The 26,088-nt window shown below is 55.8% G+C and carries 24 protein-coding genes; 15 read left to right on the top strand and 9 right to left on the bottom strand.

Going from position 1 to position 26,088, the window contains the following annotated elements:
- Positions 1–18 precede the first annotated feature (18 nt).
- Entirely contained in the window at positions 19–786 is a 768-nt protein-coding gene (mlaA, locus tag QMZ65_RS04730) for a phospholipid-binding lipoprotein MlaA (protein ID WP_045813678.1), read from the top strand.
- Between the two features lie 33 nt (positions 787–819).
- On the opposite strand, the gene QMZ65_RS04735 is transcribed toward mlaA, so the two are convergent.
- Positions 820–2,331 (bottom strand): MFS transporter, encoded by a 1,512-nt coding sequence (locus QMZ65_RS04735; RefSeq protein ID WP_283215515.1) that lies wholly within the window; start codon positions 2,329–2,331, stop codon positions 820–822.
- Positions 2,332–2,438: 107 nt separating this feature from the next.
- Here QMZ65_RS04735 and QMZ65_RS04740 point away from each other — a divergent pair, with 107 nt between their 5' ends.
- Complete coding sequence (locus QMZ65_RS04740; protein ID WP_211728267.1) at positions 2,439–3,335, top strand: LysR family transcriptional regulator; 897 nt, start codon at positions 2,439–2,441, stop codon at positions 3,333–3,335.
- 45 nt (positions 3,336–3,380) lie between these two features.
- On the opposite strand, the gene fadL is transcribed toward QMZ65_RS04740, so the two are convergent.
- On the bottom strand, positions 3,381–4,664 hold the full coding sequence (fadL, locus tag QMZ65_RS04745) for a long-chain fatty acid transporter FadL (RefSeq protein WP_097116550.1): 1,284 nt from the start codon (positions 4,662–4,664) through the stop codon (positions 3,381–3,383).
- A gap of 358 nt (positions 4,665–5,022) precedes the next feature.
- Here fadL and QMZ65_RS04750 point away from each other — a divergent pair, with 358 nt between their 5' ends.
- From QMZ65_RS04750 to sixA, 4 genes are all read left to right on the top strand, one after another.
- The gene (locus QMZ65_RS04750) at positions 5,023–5,319 is read left to right on the top strand and encodes a YfcZ/YiiS family protein (protein WP_283215516.1); all 297 of its coding nucleotides are present in this window, start codon (positions 5,023–5,025) and stop codon (positions 5,317–5,319) included.
- Positions 5,320–5,486: 167 nt separating this feature from the next.
- The gene (gene fadI / locus QMZ65_RS04755; RefSeq protein WP_283215517.1) at positions 5,487–6,797 is read left to right on the top strand and encodes an acetyl-CoA C-acyltransferase FadI; all 1,311 of its coding nucleotides are present in this window, start codon (positions 5,487–5,489) and stop codon (positions 6,795–6,797) included.
- Positions 6,797–8,926: a fatty acid oxidation complex subunit alpha FadJ gene (gene fadJ, locus QMZ65_RS04760; RefSeq protein ID WP_283215518.1), complete on the top strand. Its 2,130-nt coding sequence runs from the start codon at positions 6,797–6,799 to the stop codon at positions 8,924–8,926. The genes fadI and fadJ overlap by 1 nt, the downstream gene beginning before the upstream one ends.
- Positions 8,927–9,121: 195 nt before the next feature.
- A complete protein-coding gene (gene sixA, locus QMZ65_RS04765) occupies positions 9,122–9,604 on the top strand; it encodes a phosphohistidine phosphatase SixA (protein WP_034825272.1) in 483 nt (160 codons plus the stop codon).
- A gap of 58 nt (positions 9,605–9,662) precedes the next feature.
- Here the strand turns inward: sixA and smrB are convergent, their stop codons facing one another.
- Entirely contained in the window at positions 9,663–10,211 is a 549-nt protein-coding gene (gene smrB / locus QMZ65_RS04770; RefSeq protein ID WP_283215519.1) for an endonuclease SmrB, read from the bottom strand.
- Between the two features lie 156 nt (positions 10,212–10,367).
- Between smrB and prmB the strand changes: the two genes are divergently transcribed.
- From prmB to QMZ65_RS04800, 6 genes are all read left to right on the top strand, one after another.
- Entirely contained in the window at positions 10,368–11,300 is a 933-nt protein-coding gene (gene prmB / locus QMZ65_RS04775; RefSeq protein WP_034825163.1) for a 50S ribosomal protein L3 N(5)-glutamine methyltransferase, read from the top strand.
- Between the two features lie 45 nt (positions 11,301–11,345).
- The gene (gene aroC, locus QMZ65_RS04780; RefSeq protein WP_283215520.1) at positions 11,346–12,431 is read left to right on the top strand and encodes a chorismate synthase; all 1,086 of its coding nucleotides are present in this window, start codon (positions 11,346–11,348) and stop codon (positions 12,429–12,431) included.
- A gap of 7 nt (positions 12,432–12,438) precedes the next feature.
- Entirely contained in the window at positions 12,439–13,263 is an 825-nt protein-coding gene (gene mepA, locus QMZ65_RS04785; protein ID WP_034825159.1) for a penicillin-insensitive murein endopeptidase, read from the top strand.
- A gap of 130 nt (positions 13,264–13,393) precedes the next feature.
- Positions 13,394–14,191 carry a sulfite exporter TauE/SafE family protein gene (locus QMZ65_RS04790; protein ID WP_034825156.1) on the top strand — a complete coding sequence of 266 codons (798 nt, stop codon included), beginning with the start codon at positions 13,394–13,396 and terminating at the stop codon, positions 14,189–14,191.
- A gap of 67 nt (positions 14,192–14,258) precedes the next feature.
- Positions 14,259–14,804 carry an elongation factor P hydroxylase gene (locus QMZ65_RS04795; protein ID WP_034825153.1) on the top strand — a complete coding sequence of 182 codons (546 nt, stop codon included), beginning with the start codon at positions 14,259–14,261 and terminating at the stop codon, positions 14,802–14,804.
- A gap of 156 nt (positions 14,805–14,960) precedes the next feature.
- Complete coding sequence (locus QMZ65_RS04800; RefSeq protein ID WP_034825151.1) at positions 14,961–15,242, top strand: YfcL family protein; 282 nt, start codon at positions 14,961–14,963, stop codon at positions 15,240–15,242.
- Between the two features lie 30 nt (positions 15,243–15,272).
- On the opposite strand, the gene mnmC is transcribed toward QMZ65_RS04800, so the two are convergent.
- Positions 15,273–17,285 (bottom strand): bifunctional tRNA (5-methylaminomethyl-2-thiouridine)(34)-methyltransferase MnmC2/FAD-dependent 5-carboxymethylaminomethyl-2-thiouridine(34) oxidoreductase MnmC1, encoded by a 2,013-nt coding sequence (mnmC, locus tag QMZ65_RS04805; protein ID WP_283215521.1) that lies wholly within the window; start codon positions 17,283–17,285, stop codon positions 15,273–15,275.
- A gap of 155 nt (positions 17,286–17,440) precedes the next feature.
- Here mnmC and fabB point away from each other — a divergent pair, with 155 nt between their 5' ends.
- Positions 17,441–18,661, top strand: a complete 1,221-nt coding sequence (gene fabB / locus QMZ65_RS04810) for a beta-ketoacyl-ACP synthase I (RefSeq protein WP_034825147.1) — start codon at positions 17,441–17,443, stop codon at positions 18,659–18,661.
- A 219-nt stretch (positions 18,662–18,880) separates the two neighbouring features.
- Complete coding sequence (locus QMZ65_RS04815; protein ID WP_283215522.1) at positions 18,881–20,062, top strand: MFS transporter; 1,182 nt, start codon at positions 18,881–18,883, stop codon at positions 20,060–20,062.
- Here the strand turns inward: QMZ65_RS04815 and pdxR are convergent.
- Entirely contained in the window at positions 20,025–21,461 is a 1,437-nt protein-coding gene (gene pdxR, locus QMZ65_RS04820; RefSeq protein ID WP_283215523.1) for a MocR-like pyridoxine biosynthesis transcription factor PdxR, read from the bottom strand. The two genes, QMZ65_RS04815 and pdxR, sit on opposite strands and share 38 nt — an antisense overlap.
- 86 nt (positions 21,462–21,547) lie before the next feature.
- Between pdxR and QMZ65_RS04825 the strand changes: the two genes are divergently transcribed.
- Entirely contained in the window at positions 21,548–21,991 is a 444-nt protein-coding gene (locus QMZ65_RS04825; RefSeq protein ID WP_097116558.1) for a rhodanese-like domain-containing protein, read from the top strand.
- Between the two features lies 1 nt (position 21,992).
- On the opposite strand, the gene flk is transcribed toward QMZ65_RS04825, so the two are convergent.
- The 4 genes from flk to QMZ65_RS04845 all read right to left on the bottom strand — a co-directional run bounded on the left by flk (position 21,993) and on the right by QMZ65_RS04845 (position 26,086).
- Positions 21,993–23,024, bottom strand: coding sequence for a flagella biosynthesis regulator Flk (gene flk / locus QMZ65_RS04830; RefSeq protein WP_283215524.1), 1,032 nt, complete (start codon positions 23,022–23,024; stop codon positions 21,993–21,995).
- 120 nt (positions 23,025–23,144) lie between these two features.
- Positions 23,145–24,653, bottom strand: a complete 1,509-nt coding sequence (locus tag QMZ65_RS04835) for a tripartite tricarboxylate transporter permease (RefSeq protein ID WP_034825138.1) — start codon at positions 24,651–24,653, stop codon at positions 23,145–23,147.
- Between the two features lie 12 nt (positions 24,654–24,665).
- Positions 24,666–25,097: a tripartite tricarboxylate transporter TctB family protein gene (locus QMZ65_RS04840; protein ID WP_058962348.1), complete on the bottom strand. Its 432-nt coding sequence runs from the start codon at positions 25,095–25,097 to the stop codon at positions 24,666–24,668.
- Positions 25,098–25,108: 11 nt separating this feature from the next.
- On the bottom strand, positions 25,109–26,086 hold the full coding sequence (locus tag QMZ65_RS04845; protein ID WP_283215525.1) for a Bug family tripartite tricarboxylate transporter substrate binding protein: 978 nt from the start codon (positions 26,084–26,086) through the stop codon (positions 25,109–25,111).
- Positions 26,087–26,088 lie beyond the last annotated feature (2 nt).

Consider the following 26,088-nt stretch of genomic DNA (forward strand, 5'->3'; position numbering starts at 1 on the left):
CCGCACAGGGAGATAAGAATGAATAACCGCCTGACCGGTCTGGCGCTGGCCAGCTTGCTGCTGGTGGGATGTGCCAGTTCCAAACCGGCCGATCCAACGCAGCCTGCCCAGCGTAGCGATCCGCTCGAAGGCTTTAACCGCACCATGTTTAACTTCAACATGAACGTGCTGGATCCTTATGTGGTACGCCCGGTTGCGGTTGCCTGGCGCGATTACGTGCCGGTGCCTGCGCGCAGTGGTATGAGCAACTTCCTCGGCAACCTGGACGAACCGGCCAGCATGCTGAACTCGATTCTGGTGGGTGAACCGCGCCAGGCAGGAATCCACTTCACGCGTTTCTTCCTCAATACCGTATTGGGCTTGGGCGGATTTATCGATGTGGCGGGCAAAGCGAATCCTGAATTGGCGCGAGAAGTCCCGCACCACTTCGGTAGCACGCTGGGTCGTTACGGTGTGGGCTACGGTCCTTATGTGGTTCTTCCGGGTTATGGCAGCTTCACGGTGCGTCAGGATGGCGGCGACTATGTCGATACGCTTTATCCGGTACTGAGTTGGCTGACCTGGCCGATGTCGATTGGTAAATGGACACTGGAAGGTGTGGAAACACGTGCACAGCTGTTGGATTCCGACGCCATCCTGAAACAGCAGCAGGATCCCTATGCGTTTATCCGCAACGCCTACTTCCAGCGTAATGATTTCCTCGCCAACGGCGGGAAGTTAAAACCGGAAGAGAATCCGAACGCCAGTGCGATTCAGGATGATTTGAAGGACATCGATTCGCAGTAAAATTGAATGGCGGCTTTCTCAGCCGCCATTGTTTTATTCCCGTTTGACGGGTTGCTTTAGCAAAATCCCCACCGCATTTGCGCATCCGAATGTGATGGCTGCCAGGCCATAAAGCAGTATCTGATACGCATGCTGCACGTTGAGTCTGAGCAGTGATGCGGAAATCTGCGGCAGTAATTCCTGTGCTTGATGAATATGACTTCCGGATAACCACACGGCAGCGTTGTCACGCGTGACGACATCCACGTCTGGTAAGCGCTGCTGTAGACCAAAGCGATTGAGCAGTGCCAGCATCGCCATGACGATCGCCAAAGCAATGCCTTCTCCAGCCACGCGCACGGTATTAAACAATCCCGCAGCCATGCCTGCGCGATCTATGGATACCGCCGAGACGGCGAGGCCATCCATTAATCCCCATGGCAAGGCGGCTCCCGCACCAGTGATGACCATGGAAAAGGCAAGTAGAGTCAGCTCATTCAGGGTGATGGCATACCCCATGCCGAACAATCCAAGCGTGGCCAGCAACAGGCCTGCTACCGAAATTTTACCCGCATCAAACCAACGCGTTAATCCAGCCGCAACGCTGGGGAACAGCAGCATCGGTGCCGTCAGCGACAGCAAAATAATTGCGCTTTGGGTTTCGCTGACATGACGTGCGCCCATTAAAAAAAGTGGGATAACGATCAGCAAAACCACATAGCAATAGCAGGTGGCCACAGGCAACAGCAACACCCCAGCAAAGTGCGGCTGACGTAGCAATGCCAGGCTAAACACGGGATGGGCGATACGCTGCGTATGGCGAATGAAGCGCCAACCCGCCAGCAACGTCACGACAATGCCGACGATCGCGGCTGAGGACGATACGCCATATTGGGGTAACAGGATCAGCGTGGTGGTGAGCGCAAGGAGAGCGAGACTAAACAATGCCGTGCCGCGAATATCTGCCGGTGGGGAATGTGTTGCTGGCGCGGACACCACACTGAACTGACCCACCAAACCCACGATGGCCGCCAGAGTGGACAGCAGCGCATACACCCAACGCCAGCTGAATGCATCGGTGATCACGCCCATTAACAGTGGACCAAACGCCAGCCCGACGCCAAACAGTGTGCCGAGCAAACTAAATGCCCGCGTGCGAGCCGGTCCACTATAAAGATGGGCCAGTGCCGTTGCTCCGCCGGCCAACGTAAGTGCTGCGGCGATGCCCTGTAATGCACGATAAATACCGAGGGTAAAGGTGCTGTCTGTTAGGGCAATCAGCAATGAGCTGAGGGAGAAAAGAGCCAGCCCTGCGATGAACACCCGCTTGTAACGCAGTTTGTCTGCCGCCACACCCGCCGCCAGCAAGCCGCTGCCGAAGGTCAACATAAAACCGTTAGTTAACCATGCCAGCGATAGCGGCCCACCGTGTAAGGCGTGGCTGATGGCGGGAGTGGTGACCACGCCGCCAGTAAAACTTAATGGGAGTAACAGTGCCGCCAGCAAAATAGCCAGGGTTGCGCTAATCCTGACGCCTGTCAAAGAGGGAGAACTGATTTCTGCCATCGTTTATCTCGCAAATGTTGGGATAGATGACGCCGCATATTATTGAGGATATAAAAGGGGGTAAATGGGGTTTGGCTCCAGACTTTGCGGACAAAAGGTTTCTTATCATGGACAGTATTTCGGCATTAACCTCCTTTGTGCGCACGGCTGAAACGCTCAGTTTTGTGCAGGCGGCGCAGCAACTGGGAATTTCTGCTTCGGCAGTGGGGAAAAATGTTGCCCGGCTTGAGCAACAGTTGGGCGTGCGGTTGTTCAACCGCAGTACGCGCAGCGTGAGCCTGACGGTTGAAGGTGCGTTGCTATTGGCACGCACGCGTCCCATTTTGGAACAGCTGCGTGATGTTGAGGCCGAGATGACTCAAACGGTGGCGCATCCGAGCGGTAAACTGCATGTGTCGCTGCCAGTGGTGGGATATCGACTCATCACGCCACTGTTGCCTCAATTTAGTCAGCTCTATCCTGATGTTGAATTGGATTGTGATTTTAGTGATCGGCTGGTCAATGTCATCGATGAAGGTTTTGACGTCGCGATTCGCAGCGGCGAGATGCAGGATTCACGTTTACAGGCGAGAGCGTTGGGGCCTTTTCGTTTTGTGCTGTGCGCCAGCCCAGCCTATATTGCCGCGCACGGCAGGCCAGCATTAAGTGCAGATCTTATCGATCACCACTGTATCCTTTTCCGCTTTCCCGCCACGGGATTGATTCAACATTGGGAGCTGGACGATCTGCGGGTGACGGGGGATTTCCAACCCGTAAAAAAGCTGACGGTGAATAACATTGAAGCCATGGTGCAGAGTACGCTGGCCGGAATGGGGATCAGCTATGTGCCGGATTTCGTCGTCCGGGAATTACTGGACCAGGGCGAGTTGATTGAAGTGCTGCCGGGAAGCTGTATCCGCGAAAGTGGTTTTTCGGCCATTTGGCCAGGGCGTTATTTATCACCGCGCGTACGTTGTTTTATCGATTTTCTGGCAGAACACTGGCCGGTGTCGCGCCGGCAATAAAAAACGGCGACATCACTGTCGCCATTTTTCACACTGTTTTCAGCATCAGAACTTGTAGTTAAAGTTCGCGCCGTACAGCCAGGCTTTACCTTCGGAGTTAAAGGTGTAAGGGCCTTCTTTCACCGTGACTTTCTGGCCGTGCATGTAAGAGATACCAAGGTCGACTGACGCATTTTCGTTGAAGGCGTAAGAAGCACCGGCACTCAACCACAGACGGTCCTGATCCGGAATTGAGATTGAGCGTTTATCGGCAGGAACCGGGCTGTCATCAAACGCGATACCAGTACGGAACGTCCAGTTATCGTCGTAGAAGTAAGTGGTACCCAGCGCGATGCGATACGCATCCTTGAAGCCTTCATCTTTATAGAACAGCGTCTGACCGTTGCTGCCCGTGGCCTTCAGCTCCTGGAACTGGCTCCAGCTGGTGTAGGTCAGGCTATAGTGTACGGCCCACTGTGGTGCCACTTTATGCCAGCCCGACACTTCCCACATCTCTGGCAGGTTCAGCGTGAGTGAACCCGGAATGGTCTGGCCGCTGGTGCCGTAAGGCAGACCTAAAGCAATCGCCTGCGGTGTACCGTTGTAAGCGGTGGGAATGCTGCTCTTGTAATCGCCGTCAAAGTCAATTTTGACTTCTGAACGATAGGTGAAGCCGAAGCGGTTGTTCTTATCCACTTCATACAGGATGCCAGCGTTCCAGCCGTAACCCCATTCATCACCTTTCAGGTGGGCAACCTGAGTATCCGCTGGCATGCCGACGCGAGCGCCGGCTTCACCCGCATAACGTTCGATTTTTGCTTTAGCGTAAACCGCATCAAAGCCAACACCAAAGCTGAAGTGCTCATTCAAACGATAAGCGGTGCTAAGGTTAAAGTTACCGGTCATCAGGTCGGTTTTACCACCGTAACCGCCCGCGGTGTAACCGTCATTGAACTCTGTCGCCAGACCATAGTTAGAGGTGACGGATGCGCCTACCCACCACTGATCGTTAATCGGATGAACGTAATGGAGGTTAGGGATCCACTGATTCGGTGCGATGTTTTTCGCATTCAGGCTGTTGCCGGTTGGGCTCTGGCCGCTGATATCCACTTCTGGATCAATATAAACGGTACCGATGGAGAAAGAAGGGCGATCCATCAATGCCATGGTCGCCGGGTTACGACTGGCAGATGCGGCGGTATCGCCCATCGCACCTTCACCAGAATAAGCACGACCTAAACCAATTGCTGAGAATTCATTAAGTTGAAAGCCTGCGGCGTAAACCTGGGAAGAGATAAGCGCCAATGCAGCTGCCACAGCTGACTTTGCAAACAGGTTCTTATGGTTCATGACCACAACCTCATCTAGATTTATTATTAAACGTTGTTACGTCGCGTAACAAAGGACGGCGGATTGTAGGGACTGATGACAAAGGCACATATCAGACCAGTGCGACGAGTATAGGTCTGACCTGTGTATTTGTTGCAATAATGTTTTTTAAATATTTCCGATTTGATCGATAAAATCAGATCTGCTTAACAAAATCTTGTCGATGCCCATCTAGCATAGCGGTCAAATTTGTTCTGGATCAATTTTTAGTGTGATATTCGTCACTTAGCCGCTGAGAGATAGAAGCCAGGCCGCGCGGGGCGTACACTTTGTGTCAGAAAATGATCCGATTGTGTCGATTTATCGTCAGGAGAAAACAATGACTGATGCCATTAAAAAATGCAGTGCCACGGAAACGGCGGCGTGCTGCTGCGTAGATGTAGGCACCGTAATGGACAATACCGATTGCACGGCGAGCTGGTCTGGCGCTTTTGCCGATCGTCATGCGGCTGAAGCGATGCTGAAGCACCTGACGGACAAGGCGCGTCAGGTTGAATCCGAGCCTTGCGAGATTCACGCAAAATTCGTTGAAGAAGCGCCAGGGCTACGCCTGAATGTTGATTTCACTTTTGCCTGCCAGGCCGAAACCTTGATTTTTCAACTCGGCTTACGCTAATCCTGTCGCTGCCGGAAGCCCTTCCGGCAGCGTTTTCTCTTTTTCGTGTCTTCCCTCGCACTTTTTTTCTTCTGTTATTGGCGACTTAGCAACACCTGGTTAACACTGATGATCAGGTCAGACCTGTTTGGCAATGATGCTACGGTCGTAAATTACAGGTGAGTGCAATGAGCAAAGCGCAGCCGCTGCTGACGCGTCAGGGCGAACGAATCGCCATAACCCATGGATTACGCACGCCTTTCGCCCGTCAGGCGAGTGATTTTCATGGCATTCCCGCGCTGGAGTTGGGGCGCATGGTGGTGTCAGAGTTGATGGCGCGCAGCGAATTGCCGGTCGACGTTATCGATCAACTGGTATTTGGCCAGGTGGTGCAAATGCCGGAAGCGCCCAATATTGCGCGCGAAATCGTGCTGAGCAGCGGATTGAGCGTGCACACTGATGCATACAGCGTCAGTCGTGCCTGTGCCACCAGTTTTCAGGCGGTGGCGAATGTGGCGGAAAGCTTGATGGCGGGTACCATTGATGCGGGTATTGCTGGCGGTGCAGACTCCTCATCAGTACTGCCCATTGGCGTCAGCAAGACGCTGGCGCGCGCGCTGGTCGATCTCAACAAAGCACGAACCTTCAGCAAAAAGTTGCAAATCTTACGCCGTCTGCGCCCACGCGATCTGTTGCCGGTGCCGCCTGCGGTTGCAGAGTATTCCACCGGCTTACGCATGGGTGATACCGCCGAACAAATGGCGAAAACCCACGGCATCACACGTGAACAACAAGATGCTCTGGCGCTGCGCTCACATCAGCACGCAGCACGTGCCTGGCAGTCAGGCGTGCTGGCGCAGGAAGTGATGGCGGCTTTTGTGCCGCCGTGGAAAGCACCGATTGAGCAGGACAACAACATTCGCTTTAACGCCAGCGCTAGCGACTACGCAAAATTGCGACCGGCCTTTGATCGTCGCCACGGTTCCGTCACGGCAGCCAACAGCACACCGCTGACCGATGGCGCGGCCGCGGTGATTTTGATGCGTGAAGGCCGTGCACGAGAACTGGGAATTGCGCCGCTTGGCTATCTGCGCAGCTACGCGTTTACTGCGATTGATGTCTGGCAGGATATGTTGCTGGGTCCCGCTTATGCCTCACCGCTGGCGCTGGATCGCGCTGGCATTACCCTCAACGACCTGACGTTGATCGATATGCACGAAGCCTTTGCGGCACAGACGCTGGCCAATCTGAAAATGTTCCGTGATGAGCGTTTTGCGCGAGAGGTGCTGAATCGCCCGCATGCCTTGGGTGAAGTGAATGAAGAACGTTTCAATGTGTTGGGCGGCTCCATTGCTTACGGCCATCCGTTTGCTGCCACTGGCGCGCGCATGATCACCCAAACGTTGCATGAACTGCGGCGGCGCGGCGGAGGATTAGGACTGGTGACCGCCTGTGCAGCGGGCGGATTAGGCAGCGCAATGGTTCTGGAGGCCGAATAATGAGCGCATCTGCATTCCATTTACACATGCGCCTCGATCATGTCGGCATCATTACCATCGACGTGCCGGGCGAAAAGATGAACACGCTGAAAGCGGAGTTTGTCCCACAAATAAAAGCGGTGCTGGCTGAAGCGCGCAGCAATCCGAAGCTTGCGGGATTAGTGCTGATTTCGGGTAAAAGCGATAACTTTGTCGCCGGTGCGGACATCATCATGATCGCCGATTGCCAGACGGCAGAAGAAGCGGAAGCTTTAGCCCGCCAGGGGCAAGAGGTAATGGCGGAGATTGCGGCGCTGCCTTTCCCGGTGGTCGCGGCGATCCACGGTGCCTGTCTCGGCGGCGGCCTGGAGTTGGCGCTGGCCTGCAGCGCACGTATCTGCACGCTGGATGATAAAACCCGCCTGGGCCTGCCGGAAGTGCAGCTGGGCCTGTTACCTGGCTCAGGCGGGACGCAGCGCCTGCCAAAACTGATTGGGGTGCCGCAAGCGCTACCGCTGATTCTGAGTGGTAAGCAGCTGCGTGCTAAACAGGCACTGAAACTGGGTATCGTTGACGATGCAGTGCCTCAATCCATCTTGCTGGAAACGGCGATTGCGCGTGTGCATAAAGGAAAGGTTGTTCGCCGTGAGTTGTCACGTCGCGATCGTCTGATGCAGGCGCCACTGGCGCGCTCGCTGTTATTCGCGATGGCAAAACGTCAAACCGACCGCAAAACGCAGGGGAATTACCCGGCGGCGGATCGCATTCTGCAAGTGGTGCGCACGGGGTTGGAGCAGGGCAGCCACGCCGGACACGCGGCGGAGGCGCGCGCCTTCGGCCAGCTGGCGATGACCCCTGAATCTGCGGCACTGCGCAGTCTGTTTTTTGCCTCGACCGCGATCAAGAAAGAAGCGGTGGCCGAGGCTGAACCGCGCGCATTAAAACACATCGGCGTGCTCGGTGGCGGATTGATGGGCGGGGGTATTGCCAGCGTAACGGCGCTGAAAGCCAGTTTTCCGGTGCGAATTAAAGACGTCAATCTCAATGGTGTGAACCATGCATTGCAATACAGCTGGGACCTGCTGAGTCAAAAAGTGAAGCGGCGCCAGCTGAAACCCGCTGAGCGTCAACAACAGATGGCGCGCATCAGCGGCGGTATCGATTATCAGGGGTTCAGCCAGCGCGATCTGGTGATTGAAGCGGTATTTGAGGATTTGACGTTGAAGCAGCAGATGGTAGCGGATATCGAAAGTCATTGTCAGCCGCACACTATCTTTGCTTCCAACACCTCTTCGTTGCCGATTGGCGATATTGCCGCCAACGCGCAGCGCCCCGAGAATGTGATTGGTCTGCATTACTTCAGCCCGGTGGACAAAATGCCGCTGGTGGAGGTGATTCCGCATGCGGGCACCTCGGCTGAAACGCTGGCGACCACGGTTCAGCTGGCGCGTCAGCAAGGCAAAACAGCGGTGGTGGTGGCCGATAAACCCGGTTTTTACGTCAACCGCATTCTCGCGCCCTATATAAATGAAGCCATGCGCTGCTTGCTGGAAGGGGAGCCGGTGGACCATATCGATCGCGCGTTAGTGAAGTTCGGTTTTCCTGTCGGGCCGTTACAGTTGCTGGATGAAGTGGGCATTGATGTCGGCAGCAAAATCAGTCCGATTTTGCTGCAGGCTTATGGCGAGCGTTTCAGCGCACCCGAGGCGGTCAATGCCATCCTGGCCGATGGCCGCAAAGGGCGTAAAAACCAGAAAGGATTTTACCTTTACAACGCGGCTCGCTGGCCGGGAAAACGCAAAGTGGATGCCTCTATCTATGGCCTGATTAACGTCAGGCCGCAGGCAAAGCAGAACGAAGAACAGATTACGCAACGCTGCGTGATGATGATGCTGAATGAGGCCGCACGCTGTCTGGACGAGTCCGTGGTGCGCAATGCTCGGGATGGTGATATCGCGGCGGTATTTGGCATCGGATTCCCGCCCTTTCTCGGCGGGCCGTTCCGCTATATGGATCAACGCGGCGTCAGCCAAATCGTCAATACATTACGTGCATTAATGCAGCAACATGGCGATCGTTTCGCGCCCTGTGACGCTTTAATGGCAATGTCAGAAGCGCAAACGAATTTTTACACTTCTGCACAAATATGAATAGGCGCACAGATTCAGCGGGTTAGTTATGGTGCCATGAAGAAGGTGGTGCGGCACCATTCTGAGATGTGCTTATTTAATAAACAACCGGTTGACTATACTGAAGCCATTGGGGTAAAACACAGCGTTCATTCGCAGAATGAAGCGTCTGGTGCTGTGGTACCCGACGATATCTACAAACAACAGCGGTGCTTTATGCAAGTTTTTATCATGCGTCATGGCGATGCAGCTCTGGAAGCAGCGAGTGATTCAGTACGCCCACTCACAATCTGTGGCTGTGACGAATCGCGCCAGATGGCGAGCTGGCTAAACGGCCAGGCGCTGGATATCGAAAGGGTGTTAGTAAGCCCTTATCTCCGTGCAGAGCAGACGCTCGCCACGGTTCGTGAGGCACTGAAGCTGCCAGAAGGGCAGGACGTGCTACCAGAACTGACGCCAGGTGGCGATCCGGGCATGGTGGCCTGTTATCTGCAGGCGCTGGCGCAGCAGGGTGTGAAATCAGCCTTAGTCATTTCGCATCTGCCGCTGGTGGGCTATCTGGTTTCAGAGCTTTGCCCGCAGGAAGCGCCACCGATGTTTGCTACGTCGGCAATTGCTTATGTGAACTTTGATGCAGACGCCTGTGAAGGCAAACTGGAGTGGCAGGTCAGCCCGTCAAAACTGGCCAAAGCGATGTAATGTCGCCAAAAGTCATATCTCTATGGGCCGCCTTCTGCGGCCCTTTCCTTTTTAAGGATTAAGGCAGCTCCGGTGGTTGCCACTCTTCGACTTCAATCAGCACCAGCAGCGCGGCATCGCCGCCAAATAACTTCGGTGCCTGGTGAAATGCCATCACATGCGGATGTTGCGCCAACCACAGCGGTGTTTGCTGCTTGAGGATATGCTTGCCGTGCCCGGTCATCACGCTGGCACAGAACAGGTGTTCACGGCGGCAGGCGGCAATGAGCGCCCCCAGCTCTTGTTTGGCCTGCTGCTGTCTTAAACCATGAAGATCGAGAAAAATTTCCGGCGTGTAATCGCCGCGTCGCAATTTCTTCAGCTCGTAATGACTAACATCCGCGCGCACATAACGCATCGGCCCCTCGCTGGAGAGCAAAGGCTGAAACTCATCTGAGAAGTAGTGACTGTTATCGGCTTGCTCGGAAAGCAGTCTTTTCAGCGGGACTTCGCGGGTTTTCACTACCGGTTTGTGCACGATAGTGTCTTGTTTCAGCTTACGCGTTCCGCTCATTAACTCACGAAACAGCGCCTGATCGTTCTGGTTTAGGGGCGTCTTCTTACTCATGGCTCAAATTAGGGTTAAAAGGCTGGTTAATAGCCGGTGGCATACCTTAACGCTTAGCGTTAACAAATGTCAGCTTTTTCGCCTCGCTGCGCTGAATTCTGCCCGGCTTCGTGGCACACTATCGGCCGATTGATTTTAAGGCCTGCGGAGGGCTACGTGGACAAGATTTTCGTCGATGAGGCAGTGAGTGAACTGCACACCATTCAGGATATGCTGCGCTGGGCTGTCAGCCGTTTTTCGGCGGCAGGCATTTGGTACGGCCACGGCACGGATAATCCCTGGGACGAAGCAGTCCAACTGGTTCTGCCCACGCTCTGGCTGCCGCTGGATATCCCTGAAGATATGCGCAATGCGCGCCTGACGGCCAGCGAGCGTCACCGCATTGTTGAACGTGTGATTCGCCGCGTTAACGAGCGCATTCCGGTGGCTTATCTCACCAACAAAGCCTGGTTCTGCGGCCATGAATTCTATGTCGATGAGCGTGTGTTAGTGCCGCGTTCACCGATTGGCGAGCTGATTGAAAACCGTTTTGCCGGTCTGGTTGGTGAACAACCGCACCACATTCTCGATATGTGTACCGGCAGTGGCTGCATCGCGATCGCCTGTGCTTATGCCTTCCCGGAAGCGGAAGTCGATGCGGTGGATATCTCCACGGATGCGCTGGCCGTGGCCGAGCAAAACATTGAAGAACACGGTTTGATCCACCACGTCACGCCCATTCGCTCCGATCTGTTCCGTGGCCTGCCGCAGGTCAAATATGATCTGATCGTCACCAATCCACCGTACGTGGATGCGGAAGATATGGACGATCTGCCGAATGAATATCGCCACGAACCAGAACTGGGTCTGGCAGCAGGCAGTGATGGTCTGAAACTGGTGCGCCGTATTCTTGCCTGTGCCCCGGATTATCTGAGTGAGCAGGGCGTGCTGATTTGCGAAGTGGGCAACAGCATGGTGCATATGATGGATCAGTACCCGGATGTGCCGTTTACCTGGCTGGAGTTCAATAACGGCGGTGACGGTGTGTTTATGCTGACGCGCGAGCAGATCGTCGCGGCACAGCATCACTTCTCCTTCTACAAAGACTAAAAATGGGGCGAGATATCGCCCGCAACATCGCAACAAGGAACCACAATGGCCGGTAACAGCATTGGACAAGTTTTTCGCGTAACCACCTTTGGCGAGTCGCATGGTATTGCGCTGGGCTGCATCGTTGATGGCGTGCCGCCAGGCATTCCTCTTACGGAAGCGGATATTCAGCACGATCTCGATCGCCGCCGTCCGGGCACATCGCGCTACACCACCCAGCGCCGCGAACCGGATCAGGTGAAAATTTTGTCCGGCGTGTTTGAGGGCGTCACCACCGGCACCTCTATCGGCCTGCTAATTGAAAATACTGATCAGCGTTCACAGGATTACGGCGCAATCAAAGATCTGTTCCGCCCCGGCCATGCGGATTACACCTACGAGCAAAAATATGGCCTGCGCGACTATCGCGGCGGTGGCCGTTCCTCTGCGCGTGAAACCGCGATGCGCGTGGCGGCGGGTGCGATTGCCAAAAAGTATCTGCAAATGAAGCACGGCATTCAGGTACGTGGTTATCTGGCACAGATTGGTGATGTAACCTGCGAGCTGAAAGACTGGAGCATCGTTGAAGAGAACCCGTTTTTTTGCCCGGATGCCTCGAAGCTGGAAGCGCTGGATGAACTGATGCGCGGCCTGAAGAAAGAGGGCGACTCGATCGGCGCTAAAGTCACGGTGATGGCAGAGAACGTGCCACCGGGACTGGGCGAGCCGGTATTTGATCGTCTGGATGCCGATTTGGCTCATGCGTTGATGAGCATCAACGCGGTAAAAGGCGTGGAAATCGGTGACGGTTTCGCAGTGATTAACCAGCGCGGTAGCCAGCATCGCGATGAGATTCGTGCCGACGGTTTCCAGAGCAACCACGCGGGTGGCATTTTGGGTGGCATCAGCAGCGGCCAGACCATCAGTGCGAACCTGGCAATGAAACCGACTTCCAGCATCACTGTACCGGGTAAAACCATCACCCGTGAAGGCGAAGAAGTGGAGATGATCACCAAAGGTCGCCACGATCCTTGCGTGGGCATTCGCGCGGTACCGATTGCCGAAGCGATGATGGCGATTGTGTTGATGGATCACCTGCTGCGTCAGCGTGCGCAGAACGGTGAGGTCAACAGCAGCGTTCCGCGCTGGTAAGCCACGGATGCGCCGCCTGCTCACCACCGTTGCCGCGCTGTTGTGCAGTGCGGCCGTGTTTGCTGCCACGCCCTGGCAGCAAATCCATCAGCCGATTGCTGGCAGCCCACAGTCGATTGGCGGGTTCGCCAACGGCTGTATTGTCGGTGCACAGCAACTGCCACTCAATTCACCCAATTATCAGGTCATGCGTCAGGATCAGCGGCGTTATTTCGGCCATCCCGATCTGATTGCCTTTATTCAGCGTCTCAGTACCCAGGTGCATCAACTGCAGCTGGGGCAGGTGTTGATTGGTGATATGGGCATGGCGGCCGGCGGGCGCTTCAGCAGTGGGCATGCCAGCCATCAAACCGGGTTGGATGTCGATATCTGGTTGCAGCTGCCGCAAAACCGCTGGACGGCGCAGCAGCTGCTGAAGCCACAGCCACTGGATTTGGTGGCACCGGATGATAAGCAAGTGATTGCGCGTCATTGGCAGCCGCAGATCGACAGCCTGATCAAGCTGGCGGCGAAAGATAATGAAGTGACACGTATCTTTGTCAATCCGGCGATTAAAAAGCAGCTTTGTGCGGATGCCGGAAGCGATCGTGCATGGCTGAATAAAGTGCGCCCGTGGTTTGCCCATCGTGCCCACATGCACGTGCGTCTGCGCTGTCCGGCAGGCAGTCTGGAGTGTGAAGATCAGGCTGCACCGCCGCCGGGTGATGGTTGTGGTGCAGAGTTAGACAGTTGGTTCCTGCCGAAAAAACCGGGTAGCACGCCGCCTGTGAAGAAAACGCCGCCGCCGTTGCCGCCATCCTGTCAGGCACTATTAGATCGTCATTTACTCTAGCCGTGACGCTTCCTGTTGCAGCAGTATTGGCAACGTTCTCTCTCCCAGACACAGATATGTGTGAGACCAGGAGAGAGCACGGATGCCCAGCCAGCAATAAGAATGGTCGGGTTAACTTTACGAGAAAAAAATGGACCTCTTTGTTGTTAGCCCCCTATTGCTGGGCGTGTTGTTTCTGGTTGCGGTGCTGGCAGCGTTTATCGACTCCATCGCCGGCGGCGGTGGCTTACTCACCGTTCCTTCATTACTCGCTGCGGGACTCTCTCCTGCTCAGGCTTTAGCCACCAATAAGTTACAGTCGGTGGGCGGATCTTTCTCTGCCAGCCTCTACTTTGTGCGTCGTGGCGCGGTGAATCTGCGCGAACAGCGGCTGAACATTGCCATGACCTTTATCGGTGCGGTGTGTGGCACGGTGCTGATTCAGCATATCCAGGCGGATGTACTACGACAGATTTTGCCGCTCCTGCTGATCAGCATCGGTTTATGGTTCCTATTAATGCCGCGACTGGGTGAGTCGGACCGTGAGCATCGCCTGCAGGGGATCGCTTTTGCGCTGGTCGGCGGTGGTTGCGTCGGTTTTTACGACGGCTTTTTTGGTCCGGGTGCCGGTTCATTCTATGCATTGGCGTTTGTGACGCTGTGTGGCTTCAATCTTGCCAAAGCCACCGCCCACGCCAAAGTCCTAAATTTCACCTCCAATTTCGGCAGTCTGCTGTTCTTTATGTTCGGCGGAAAGGTAGTGTGGGGCACGGGCGTGATCATGTTGATTGGCGCATTCGTGGGCGCGCGTATCGGCGCCAGACTGGTGCTGAGCCGGGGTCAGAAGCTGATCCGCCCGATGGTGGTGACTGTATCCGCTGTGATGAGCGCCAAATTATTGTGGGATAGCCATGGCAGCGCGTTGCTGGCGTGGATAGCCACGCTGTAAAGCAGTACTCGTCAAGAACGGCTGCCAATGCGACAATGGCGCTAATTTTTTTAAAGATTAAAATATTATGAGTACAGAACATCATTACCAGCAGCTGGTGGATATTTTTGATGGCTGCTTTGTTGAAGACTTTCAGACCCGTCTAATTAAAGGCGATGACGAACCTATTTATCTTCCAGCGGATGAGGAATCGCCGTGGAATCGCGTGGTGTTTGCTCACGGTTTCTACGCCAGCGCGCTGCACGAAATTTCTCACTGGTGTATTGCCGGTGAAGCGCGCCGCAAGCTGGTGGATTTTGGTTATTGGTACTGCCCGGATGGGCGGGATGCGCAAACGCAAAGTCAGTTCGAGTCAGTGGAAGTCAAGCCACAGGCGCTGGAGTGGCTGTTCTGTGTCGCGGCGGGCTTTCCCTTCAATGTCAGCTGTGACAACCTCGAAGGCGATTGTGAACCCGATCGCATCGCGTTCCAGCGCAAGGTCCATGCTCAGGTGATGACTTATTTTGAGCAGGGTATCCCGGCACGTCCGGCACGTTTTATCGATGCGTTAGCCAGCTATTACGGTACGCCAGCGCTGACGGCGGCACACTTCCCGTGGCCGGAAGATCTGTGATTCGCAAACATATTATTAATGACCCAAAGTCACCCGCGTTGCAGCATAACGGCGAATGAACGACCCCCGGGAACGCGAACCAGCGTGTAACGGGGCAAGAGCGTGAAGCCAGCGCAGTAGCGGCGCGGCGTATCAAGGGCAATAAGGAACAAGACGATGATCGTAGAATTCGAATCCCGCATCCTGGCATTGATTGACGATATGGTTGATCACGCCAGTGACGACGAGCTGTTTGCCGGTGGCTATCTGCGTGGTCATCTGACCCTGGCGGTGGCTGAGATTGAAATCAGCGGTGAGCACACGCCAGAAGCGCTGCAAATCCATGTGACCAACAGCCTGCAAAATGCGATTGCCGCAGGTGAACTGTCACCACGCGATCAGGCGCTGGTGATTGGCATGTGGGATAATTTGTTCCAGCAGGCGCGTCAGACCGCCTGATAAGTCGGGGCGGCCGCTCGCCCCGCCATCCTAGCGTCCCGCTTTCTTACCTTTCAGCAATTTTCTTACCCAGTAACGATTCGGATTCAATGCCGCCAGCGTGGTGATATCCAGCGGTTGCGGCTCACCACTCATCTGTGCCGCCAGTACTTCCGCCGCCAGCGGCGCGCTGCACAAGCCGCGTGAACCCAGCGCACCCAGCACAAATAAACCGGCATGAACCGGTGCATCGGCAAGGGTTTCACCCCGTGCTCGTTGCCCCGGCAAATCAGCATATTGCACCAGCGTTGCGGCGTAATCAGGCGCGCTGCCACTCATCGGTAAGTGATCGCGCGTTGCGCAGCGCACGCCAACACGCGCCTCGTTATCACTGATATCCACCTGCTGTGGCCACTCTGCATCCGGCAGACAGTTCACCAGGCGCTGGCGGTTTTCCTGCTGATCGTCAGCACGGAAATCGGTTGTGGTATCGCCACGATGGTAGCTGGCCCCGATGCAGTGGGTGCTGAAATTCGGGCTGACTGGCGTGAGATAGCCGTCATAGCAGAGTACGGTATTTAACGCGCCCAGCTTAGGATTGGTCGGCACATGACTGACCTGACCCGCCACCGCGTAAACGGGCAAGTCTTTGCTTTGCTCAATTTCCAGCAGCGCATGGCCATTGGCGAGCACCACCTGCTGATGATTTACCGAGGGTTGCTCGCTGAAGTTCAGGGTCCAGCCCTCAGTCGTGGTTTCCAGCGTGGTGACGCGATGCAGCCAGTGCAGGCGTAAACCCAGCGTTTGCGCATGCTCCAATAGGTTGCTGGTCAGTTGCGACGGAGAGAGCCAGCCGCCCTGAGGATAGAAAATGCCACCACTACCGGTTTCGACGCCCGCTAATTGCTGCGCGTCCTCCTGACTTACGCCGTACGCCACATCATGCGGCAATCCCATCTCCAGCATTTGGGCGATCTTATCGGCACTTTTACTGTCCCAGCCGAGTTGCAATACACCGCTCCAGTCATGCTCGAACATCACCGGTAGCTGGTCATACAAACGGCGGGCAAAGGTGAACGCCGCAGGGAAGAACGTGGCGAGAGCGGGATCGTGCTGATTGAGCAGCGGATATAGTGCGCCCTGACGGTTGCCGGAAGCACCGAGCGCAGGTGCTGCATCCGCGCAATAAAGCGTCACCTTCCAGCCCCGGCGCAACAGCGCCAGCGCCAGTACGGCACTCGCCACGCCACCGCCAACCAGCGCCACTTCCTGAGTGCGAGCCGCAGGGCGGGCATACCACGGTTGGCTGTGGGGCAGGTCAGCAACCTGCTCCATTACGCCCGTTAGCATTTCGCGTTTGTGACCAAAGCCTTTGCGCTTAGCCACGGTAAAACCTGCTTCCTGTAATCCGCGACGGACAAAACCTGCCGAGGTGAAGGTCGCCAGCGTCCCACCCGGCCGGGCCAGACGGGCCATGGCGGCGAACAGTTCCGGCGTCCACATCTCCGGATTTTTAGACGGCGCAAAACCATCTAAAAACCATGCATCCACCTGAGCATTGAGACTGTCATCAAAGGTATTAATTAGCGCGTTAATATCACCGAGCCAGAGATCGAGCGTGACTTTACCGTTGTTGAACAGTAAACGCTGGCAACCCGGCAGCGCCTGTGGCCACTGTTGCTGTAACTGTTCTGACCAGTGCGCCAGCTCAGGCCAGTGTGCGTGCGCTGCGACCAGATCGGTTTGCGTCAGTGGGAATTTTTCGCAGCTAATGAAGTGCAGACGCTTAAGTGTCGCGTCGGGATGTTCGCTACAGAAGCGATCGAACGCTTGCCACAAGGTAAGAAAGTTCAGACCCGTCCCAAAACCGCTTTCCGCGACAATAAAAATATCGCGTGAATGTTGAGCGAAACGGACAGGAATTTGGTTGCCGTTGAGGAAAACATAGCGCGTCTCCTCCAACCCGTTGTCGTTGGAGAAATAGACGTCATCGAATGCTCGGGAAACAGGTGTACCCTGATCATTCCAGTTTAATTGCGCGTGTTCAACCGGGGCTAATTTCACGGGAAAGGCTCGTTTTTCAGGCAGTGGCGCGATTTTAACGACTGCCGTCACATGACGCAAATTTACAAAAGGAAATGGCTGATCGGACTTGTTCGGCTTACAACTGTAAGCTAGAGTGCACGTCAATCCAAAAGAAGTGGAATGAGGACTATTGAATGAAACGTGCAGTGATTACTGGCCTGGGTATCGTTTCCAGCATTGGTAATAACCAGCAAGAAGTGCTGGCTTCTCTGCGTGAAGGCCGTTCGGGTATCACCTTCTCTGAAGAGATGAGAGATATCGGTATGCGCAGCCACGTATGGGGCAACGTCAAACTGGATACCAACGGGCTCATCGATCGCAAAATCGTGCGTTTCATGAGTGATGCTTCAATCTACGCTTATCTGTCTATGGCAGAAGCGATTCAGGATTCCGGCCTGACTGACGAGCAGTATCAGAACAACCCACGCGTGGGTCTGATTGCCGGTTCAGGCGGTGGTTCTCCGCGTTACCAGGTCTTCGGTGCCGATGCGATGCGTGGCCCGCGTGGTCTGAAAGCCGTTGGCCCTTATGTGGTGACCAAAGCCATGGGTTCAGGTGTATCAGCTTGTCTGGCTACCCCATTCAAAATCCACGGTGTGAACTACTCAATTAGCTCTGCTTGTGCCACTTCCGCACACTGCATCGGTAACGCGGTCGAGCAGATTCAGTTGGGCAAACAGGACATCGTGTTTGCTGGCGGCGGCGAGGAGCTGAGCTGGGAAATGGCCTGTGAGTTCGATGCGATGGGCGCACTGTCTACCAAATACAACGAGACGCCAGAAAAAGCTTCCCGTACCTATGATGCGAACCGTGATGGTTTCGTGATCGCAGGCGGCGGCGGTATGGTGGTGGTTGAAGAGCTGGAGCATGCTCTGGCACGTGGCGCACACATTTACGCAGAAATCGTTGGCTACGGCGCGACCTCTGACGGTGCTGATATGGTGGCACCATCAGGCGAAGGCGCAGTGCGTTGCATGAAGATGGCGATGCAGGGCGTTGATACCCCAATCGATTACCTCAACACCCACGGTACTTCTACACCTGTCGGTGATGTGAAAGAGCTGGGTGCGATTCGCGAAGTGTTTGGTGACAACTCACCGTACATTTCTGCTACCAAAGCCATGACCGGTCACTCACTGGGTGCAGCGGGCGTGCAGGAAGCGATCTACACCTTGCTGATGCTGGAGCATAGCTTCATCGCACCAAGCATCAACATTGAAGAGATTGATGAAGCGGGTAAAGGCCTGAACATCGTGACGCAGCCGACTGAAAAAGCGCTGACCACCGTGATGTCCAACAGCTTCGGTTTCGGCGGCACCAACGCCACCTTAACCATGCGTAAGCTTCCAGCTTAATAGCGTGATCACCGTTTTCCAGGGGCCGGTCTATCCGGCCCCTGTTGTTTTTGACATTTCCCCCGCTGCTTGCCTACACTCATCCCATCTTGCCTGAAATAAAATAATCGTTTGCCCACGTTATGAACCAAATAACCCGTTTTCGTCCGGACCCAGGACGTAAGCGTGTGTTGGGTTGTCGCCTGTCGCGCATGCTCTGAACAAGGAGTTCATACCATCATGACCACGGCTGCTGATACGCAGACGCAATCTGTGCTGCCTTTGGGTTGCATATCCTTTGCGGTGTTTCTCACTTACTTAACCGCAGGCCTGGCGCTCCCGGTTATCCCGCTGTACGTGCATCAGGAATTGGGCATGAGCAACCTGATGGTGGGCGTCGCGGTGGGCATTCAATTCTTCGCCACGTTGCTGACGCGCAGCTTCGCCGGACGCCGAGCCGATCAGCACGGCGCGAAGCTCACCACCCAACACGGTATGATCGCCATCGCGCTGGTGGGTGTGGCGTATCTGGCCGCGGCGTTGTTGCCGGTTTCGCCGTGGGCAAAATTTGGTTTGCTGGCAGTGGGGCGTTTGTTACTCGGATTTGGTGAAAGCTTGCTGCTCACCGGCAATCTGACCTGGGGCATGGGGCTGGTGGGAAGCAAACGATCCGGCCTGGTGATGTCGTGGAACGGTATGGCGATTTATGGATCGCTGGCGGCGGGCGCGCCGCTGGGTTTGTTGATCAATCAACATGGCGGATTCGCGGCACTCGGTGCTGTCGCGCTGCTGTTGCCACTGCTCTCGCTGGCGATCAATAGCTGGGTCAGTAAAGTGCCGGTGGTGGGTGGCGAACGTCCTTCTCTGTTCAGCGTGGTGAAAACCATCTTTCAACCCGGCATCGCGCTGGCGTTACAGGGCACCGGCTTCGCCGTGATCGGCACTTTTACCTCGCTCTATTTTGCCGCAGAAAACTGGGGCAATGCCGGTTTTGCCCTGACCGCATTCGGCTGTGCTTTTGTATTGGTGCGCGTGTTCTTTGGCGGTTTGCCGGATCGTCACGGTGGTGTGCGCGTTGCGATGATTTCGCTGCTGGTGGAAACCGCCGGTTTGCTGGTGCTGGCCTGCGCAACTTCTGGCTGGATGGCGCTGATTGGTGCTGCGCTCACCGGTTGCGGCTGTTCACTGATTTTCCCGGCGCTTGGCGTCGAGGTGATCAAACGCGTCTCACCGCAAATTCGTGGCACGGCGCTGGGCGGTTTTTCCGCTTTTCAGGATATTGCTTACGGTGCCAGCGGCCCGCTGACGGGTTTGCTCGCCACGGCCCTGGGTTATGGATCGGTCTACCTTGCCGGTGCCTGCTGTGCAGCCTTGGGCATTCTCGTCACCTGGACGTTTGCGCGTAGCGCGAAAGCAGCGTAACCAGCTTATCGCAGGCGCTGACAATCTCACCCGGCGTCAGCGCAGCAAAGCCCAGCAGCCAGCCCGGTTGTGGCTGACTGTCGGCGTACAACGGTGACAGGCGCGGCAACAGCAGACCGATTTCCCTCGCCTGCTGCGTGAGTTGTGCTTCCTCACCCTGATGCAATGCCACCGTCAGCTGCAGCCCGCCAGACGACTGCAGCGGCTTCAGCCACGGCTGCAGGCGCGTGTTGATCTGTTCAAGTAACCGATCGCGACGGCTGTGGTAAAGCTGGCGCATCAGCCGCAGGTGGCTGGCAAAATGGCCTTGTTGGAGGAACTCAGCGGTAATCGCTTGTGGCAACAGCGCGCTGTGACCATCCAGAATGCTGCGCGCGCGACCCATGGCATCTACCAGTGCTGGCGGCACGACCATCCACGCCAGCCGCAGGGAAGGGAAGAGCGTTTTGGAAAAAGTGCCAAGGCAGATAACCCGGCTGTTATCCTCCAATCCCTGTAAGGCGGGAAGCGGGCGATCGTCATAGTGAAACTCACTGTCGTAATCATCCTCAATTAACCAGCTTTGCTGCTGGTGCGCCCAGTCGAGCCACTGCAGGCGGCGGGCAAGGCTCATCGCGGTACCGGTGGGATAGTGATGTCCCGGCGTCAGATAAACCAGCCTCGCGTCTCCTTCAAGCGGCATCGCGCCTTCGCTATCCAACGTCATCGCGCGGCAGTGTGCACCCGCAGCGAGGAAAGCGTTACGCGCGCCGGGATAGCCAGGCTCCTCAAGCCACACTTCATCATTGGCATCCAGTAACATCAGTGCCAGTAACTGCAGGGCCTGCTGTGAACTGGTTAGGATAACGACTTGCCCGGCAGCACAGCGCACCCCGCGTGATAACGCCAGATAATCCGCCACCGCCTCACGAAGCGGCATAAAGCCTAGTGGATCGCCATAACCCATCACCTGGCTGCCCAGCGAGCGCTGCACGCTGTTACTGATCCGGCGCCATTGGGTATGCGGGAAAGCGCGTAATTCAGGCGAACCGGCGGCAAACGCATGGGGGAAGGGCGGATCCTGGCAGCCACCTGTCGCCAGGATCTGCTCGCCGCGTCGGGAAAATCGGGGTGAACCCTGTGCGGGTGTGGTCGCCGCCCGTGCAGGCATTGCAATCGATACAAAAGTACCCCGACCCGCCCGTCTCTCCAGATAGCCTTCACTCTCCAGCTGCGCATAAGCGGCTTCCACCGTCACTCGCGACAATGATAAATCCTCGGCTAACTGACGGCTGGAGGGTAAGCGTTGTTGATGGTGCAAATGGCCGCGGGTTATGGCCTCACGTAGCGTATGGCATAAACGTTCACGTAAGCCGCCGGATGACGTGTGATTAAACAAGGCTAAAAAAGAGTGGCGCATGGTGGTCTTATCACTGTGGCGAAACTGGTATCAGATTGCAGACCACTTTGCCGTAAACTCAGGGAAAATTACACAAGGAGAATGCGATGTCATCAGTCTTACTCTTCCCTCCTGCGGATCCTCAGGAAAGCGTGGCGTATCTGCAGCACAAACTGAGTTATTACACCGATGCCTGGGATTTGGCAGAGGATCTGGCGCAAGGCGTCAATGCGATAGTGGTGGTTGATGCGCGATCCACTGATGTCTATCTGGCGGGGCACATCACCGGGGCGATTTCGTTTCCGCATCGCACTATGAATGCCGACTCCACTGCACAGTTGGATCGCAGTAAGGTGTATATCACATACTGCGATGGAATCGGCTGCAACGGCTCAACGAAAGCGGCATGGAAACTGGCTTCGCTGGGTTTTCAGGTCAAAGAGTTGATCGGTGGACTGGATTTCTGGAAGCGCGATGGGCATCCATTAACGTGGGGAACGTCTCCGGGCGAGTGGCCACAGGCCGCATCCGGCGCGCACTGTGGCTGCTAAATTACAGGAACAGCCAGAGTAAAAAGAAGAATAGTGCCAGGCCCAGAATCAATGTCAGTGCCGGGCGCTGTGCCAGCGGACGCGGCAAAATCTCAATCCACGGCGACCAGATCGGCTGCGGACGTAAATCACTGGCGGCGTGCGGCTGCTCCAGCGTTTTCTCGACGCGGCGGCTAAACAGCAAGTTGATAAGATCTTGCGTTTGCGCGGGCGTCAGTACCGTCTGCGGCGTGGCCTGGAAACGCTGCTGGCTATAATCCTCCAGCAGCCGTTGCTCGTCATGTGTCAGCGGCTGCTTCAGCGAAGTTTCCAGCATTTGTAAGGTCGGTGCGCTGTGTTGACCCAATGTCTGACGTACCTGCAAATATTGTGTCAGCAGCGGGAAGTGGCGAGAGGGAATTGGATCGCCACTCTTCAGATTGACCAGTTTCAGCGCTTCAGACAGCAGCTTGACCGGTGATTCGCCGGTCGTGGCCGCAAGGCGCGTAACTTGTTGATTCAGCGATTGCTGTTCAGCTGGCAGCAGCGTGCGGTCGGACGCGCGCGTTTGCTGCGGCTGCGGGATCGCCATCTGCCCATTTTGCAGCATGGTCAGCACCTGATGTAACTGGTCTTGCGACAGCGCACTCAGCACCGTTTGGTTAAATTGCTGACGGATAAAGTCGCTCACCGCCTGGCGATTATTGCCCTGCGGCAGCTTTTCCAGCAACTGCTGCAACAGCTGACGTGTGGCAAGGCTGTTCTGTACCTGGGTCAGACGCCCATTCAAATGCTGTTCGGCAGCAGGAAAATGACGCGATTGCAGCTCAGCATCATTCTTCACGCCTACTTCATGGCGTACGCCAGCCCACAATTCCGGGGCTTTCAAGGTACTGAGTGACATGATGCGCACAATCAGACGTTCCAGCGTGGTGCGCTGGGCAGGGGAGAGCGGCTGTTCGCCCGCCGGTCCGCCAGGACGAGTTGGGCCAGTCGCATTAGTGAGCGTTGTACGATCGCCCGCGGGCACACCGGGACCGCTGAGAGGTTGCATGGCGGAATCCTTGAAAAACGAGGTCAGATCCGGGTGCGCCGGAAAAAAGAGGCCATATGATAGCAAAAGCCCCCGGGAAATCCACGGGGGCAGTGAGGGGAAATCGCGTCAGTTCTGGATTTATTCAGCTTCAGCCAGTTTGAGACGCTTACGACGCCAGCGTTTCCACAGTGGCGGCACGATCAGGACAGCGATCGCCAACACCAGCAACACTTTGCAGATCAGGCTTTCCCATAGAATCGGCAGGTTGCCGTTACTGATGGAGAGCGCACGGCGCAGGTTTTGCTCCAGCATCTCTCCCAGCACGAAGCCCAGTATCAGCGGCGACATCGGGAAATCCATTTTACGCAAGATATAGCCAAAGATACCCAGTCCGACCATTAGCAACAGATCAAAAGTGGTACTGTGCACGGCGTAAACGCCCACTGCAGAGATCGCGGCGATGGCGGGTACCAGGAACCACAGCGGGATGGTCAGCATGCGGGCGAAGATGTTGATCATCGGGATGTTCATGATCAGCAGCATGACGTTGCCAATCAGCAATGCTGCAATCAGACCCCAGACGATATCCGGCTGTTCGGTAAACATCGCCGGGCCGGGTGTGATGTTGTACAGCGTCAGCGCACCGACCATCACCGCCGTGGTGCCGGAGCCCGGAATACCCAGCGTCAGCATCGGAATAAAGGAGCCACAAGCCGAGGCGTTGTTGGCCGCTTCAGGTGCCGCCACGCCGCGAATATCGCCTTTACCAAACTGGTCGCTGCCGCTGATTTTTTTCTCGCTCATATAAGCGATGGCACTGGCGATGGTGGCACCGGCGCCGGGCAGTACGCCAACAAAGAAGCCGATAAAGGAGGAACGTAAGGTGGCACCGGTTGCCTGCGCCGCTTCTTTCATGTTGAACATCATGCGGCCACTGGCGCGAACCACTTTCTGCCCGCTACTGGTGGATTCCAGCATCAGCAGTATTTCACTGACAGAAAAAAGCCCGATCACCACGACCACAAATTGGATACCGTCGGAGAGGTGCACGCTGTCGAAGGTGAAGCGATAGACGCCGGTATTGGCATCGACGCCAACGGTGGCCATACCCAAACCGATCAGCGCGGCTAAAAACGATTTCAACGGATTGTGGCTCATCATGCTGCCCAGGCAGGCAATCGCAAACACCATCAGCGCGAAATACTCCGCCGGACCAAAGGCCAGTGACCAGTTGGCCAATATAGGGGCAAAGAGAATAATGCCGAGAATGGCGATAGTGGATCCAATAAATGAACTCACTGCTGAGATCGACAGGGCCACGCCAGCTTTGCCCTGTTGCGCCATCGGATAGCCATCCAGCGCGGTCATGATCGCCCCGGCATCGCCTGGCACGTTAAGCAAAATAGAGGAGATACGACCACCGTACTCGCAACCGATGTAGACCGTAGCAAGCAGGATCAGCGCGGACTCGGCAGGTAAGTGCAGAGCAAACGCCAGCGGCATCAGGATCGCGACACCGTTAATCGGCCCGAGTCCGGGCAGTAGGCCAACAATGGTGCCAATAAAGCAGCCGATGAGTGCGATCATCAGGTTTTCCGGCGTCATCGCGACGGCAAACCCTTGCATCAGAAAAGACCAGGTATCCATGTGAGACTCCCGTTAATTGAACCAGCTGCCGACGGGCAAGGTGACATCGAGCAGGCGGTCAAAGGCATAAAACAGTGCTATGCCCATCACCACACCGGACACCGCAGCCGCCCACCAGCGCGCGCCAAACAACAGCCCAATGCCAAAGGTCAGCAGCGTGGTGCATGCAGCAAAACCCAGACGCTCAAACAGCCAGCCATATACCATCAGCATGACGCACATCAGCACTAACTTTTTCAGTGTGGTGGCGGAAGGCCACTGCACCAGATCGGGTTTGCGCAGTAACATCATCACGGCGCAAATCGCCATTAATCCCAGCAGCAGCATCGGGAAAGGGCGTGGGCCGACCGGTTCATAGCTGTATTCACTCTGGATTTGCCAGGCAATAAACAGCCCGGCAATGCACAGCAGCAGCCAGATACCGGCGAAGATACGATCGCTCATCATCGACTCCGTTATTTGGCCAGGCCAAAGGATTTGGCTTTTTCGCGATAATCAGCCACCTGTTTTTTCACGTAGGCATCCAGCTCGCTGCCGAACATGTTGAACTCAAACAGTCCGCGCATATCTCGCTGTTGCTGAAACTCTTTGGTAGTCACCAATTTTTTGAACGCGTCTTCCCACCACTGATATTCCGCGTCAGTCACTTTTGGACCAAGGTAATAACCGCGAATAATCGGCCACTCGACGTTATAGCCTTGCTCTTTGGCAGTTGGCACACTCGCCAGTTCACCCGGTAAGCGTTTATCAGACATCACTGCCAGCACGCGCAACTTGCCGGCTTGCAAATGTGGCACCATCTCGCTCATATCCCCGGAGACCACCTGAATATGGTTGCCAAGCAGAGCCGTTACCGGCTCGCCACCGCCCTCAAACGCGACATAGCGCATCTTGCGTGGGTCGATGCCCGCTTCGCGAGCCAGCAGGGCGGTTTTCATCCAGTCCTGACTCCCGATCGAAGCACCTGCGCCGACCACCACTTTGGTGGGATCGCTCTTCATGGCTTCCATCAGTTCACCGAGGTTTTTCCATGGGGCGTCATTGCGTACCGCGACGATGCCATAATCGGTGCCGACGGCAGCCAGCCACTTCACGTCACTTTCTGAATAGCGGCCAAACTTGCCCTGAGAGAGATTGAGCAACGAACCGCCGGAGAAGGCCACCAGCGTGCCTGCTTCGGCGGGGCGCTGAGCAATGATGGCGTTGTAAGCCACCGCTCCCACACCGCCGGGCATATAGGTCACGCGCATCGGTTTACTGATTTCGCCGGTTTCCTGCATGGAAACCTGAATCAATTTACAGGTCAGATCAAAGCCACCGCCGGGTTTGGCGGGGGCGATACATTCTGTCCGGTCTGGCGCTTCTGCCAGCGCAGAAGAGATCGACAAAGCCACGAGGGTTGAGGCGAGGGCGATGGGTAAGATTTTTTTCATTA

This window comes from Pantoea sp. EABMAA-21 (genome assembly GCF_030053335.1).
Taxonomy (GTDB): domain Bacteria; phylum Pseudomonadota; class Gammaproteobacteria; order Enterobacterales; family Enterobacteriaceae; genus Pantoea; species Pantoea communis.

What these genes read in the sequence shown, in the direction of transcription:
- smrB (WP_283215519.1), bottom strand. Translation starts at nt 10,211, where the DNA reads ATGAGTAAGAAGACGCCCCTAAACCAGAACGATCAGGCGCTGTTTCGT.
- QMZ65_RS04790 (WP_034825156.1), top strand. Translation starts at nt 13,394, where the DNA reads ATGGACCTCTTTGTTGTTAGCCCCCTATTGCTGGGCGTGTTGTTTCTG.
- QMZ65_RS04825 (WP_097116558.1), top strand. Translation starts at nt 21,548, where the DNA reads ATGTCATCAGTCTTACTCTTCCCTCCTGCGGATCCTCAGGAAAGCGTG.
- mlaA (WP_045813678.1), top strand. Translation starts at nt 19, where the DNA reads ATGAATAACCGCCTGACCGGTCTGGCGCTGGCCAGCTTGCTGCTGGTG.
- fabB (WP_034825147.1), top strand. Translation starts at nt 17,441, where the DNA reads ATGAAACGTGCAGTGATTACTGGCCTGGGTATCGTTTCCAGCATTGGT.
- aroC (WP_283215520.1), top strand. Translation starts at nt 11,346, where the DNA reads ATGGCCGGTAACAGCATTGGACAAGTTTTTCGCGTAACCACCTTTGGC.
- fadJ (WP_283215518.1), top strand. Translation starts at nt 6,797, where the DNA reads ATGAGCGCATCTGCATTCCATTTACACATGCGCCTCGATCATGTCGGC.
- QMZ65_RS04840 (WP_058962348.1), bottom strand. Translation starts at nt 25,097, where the DNA reads ATGAGCGATCGTATCTTCGCCGGTATCTGGCTGCTGCTGTGCATTGCC.
- QMZ65_RS04750 (WP_283215516.1), top strand. Translation starts at nt 5,023, where the DNA reads ATGACTGATGCCATTAAAAAATGCAGTGCCACGGAAACGGCGGCGTGC.
- mepA (WP_034825159.1), top strand. Translation starts at nt 12,439, where the DNA reads ATGCGCCGCCTGCTCACCACCGTTGCCGCGCTGTTGTGCAGTGCGGCC.
- QMZ65_RS04795 (WP_034825153.1), top strand. Translation starts at nt 14,259, where the DNA reads ATGAGTACAGAACATCATTACCAGCAGCTGGTGGATATTTTTGATGGC.
- pdxR (WP_283215523.1), bottom strand. Translation starts at nt 21,461, where the DNA reads ATGCGCCACTCTTTTTTAGCCTTGTTTAATCACACGTCATCCGGCGGC.
- fadI (WP_283215517.1), top strand. Translation starts at nt 5,487, where the DNA reads ATGAGCAAAGCGCAGCCGCTGCTGACGCGTCAGGGCGAACGAATCGCC.
- flk (WP_283215524.1), bottom strand. Translation starts at nt 23,024, where the DNA reads ATGCAACCTCTCAGCGGTCCCGGTGTGCCCGCGGGCGATCGTACAACG.
- QMZ65_RS04845 (WP_283215525.1), bottom strand. Translation starts at nt 26,086, where the DNA reads ATGAAAAAAATCTTACCCATCGCCCTCGCCTCAACCCTCGTGGCTTTG.
- QMZ65_RS04735 (WP_283215515.1), bottom strand. Translation starts at nt 2,331, where the DNA reads ATGGCAGAAATCAGTTCTCCCTCTTTGACAGGCGTCAGGATTAGCGCA.
- QMZ65_RS04800 (WP_034825151.1), top strand. Translation starts at nt 14,961, where the DNA reads ATGATCGTAGAATTCGAATCCCGCATCCTGGCATTGATTGACGATATG.
- QMZ65_RS04740 (WP_211728267.1), top strand. Translation starts at nt 2,439, where the DNA reads ATGGACAGTATTTCGGCATTAACCTCCTTTGTGCGCACGGCTGAAACG.
- QMZ65_RS04835 (WP_034825138.1), bottom strand. Translation starts at nt 24,653, where the DNA reads ATGGATACCTGGTCTTTTCTGATGCAAGGGTTTGCCGTCGCGATGACG.
- sixA (WP_034825272.1), top strand. Translation starts at nt 9,122, where the DNA reads ATGCAAGTTTTTATCATGCGTCATGGCGATGCAGCTCTGGAAGCAGCG.
- QMZ65_RS04815 (WP_283215522.1), top strand. Translation starts at nt 18,881, where the DNA reads ATGACCACGGCTGCTGATACGCAGACGCAATCTGTGCTGCCTTTGGGT.
- fadL (WP_097116550.1), bottom strand. Translation starts at nt 4,664, where the DNA reads ATGAACCATAAGAACCTGTTTGCAAAGTCAGCTGTGGCAGCTGCATTG.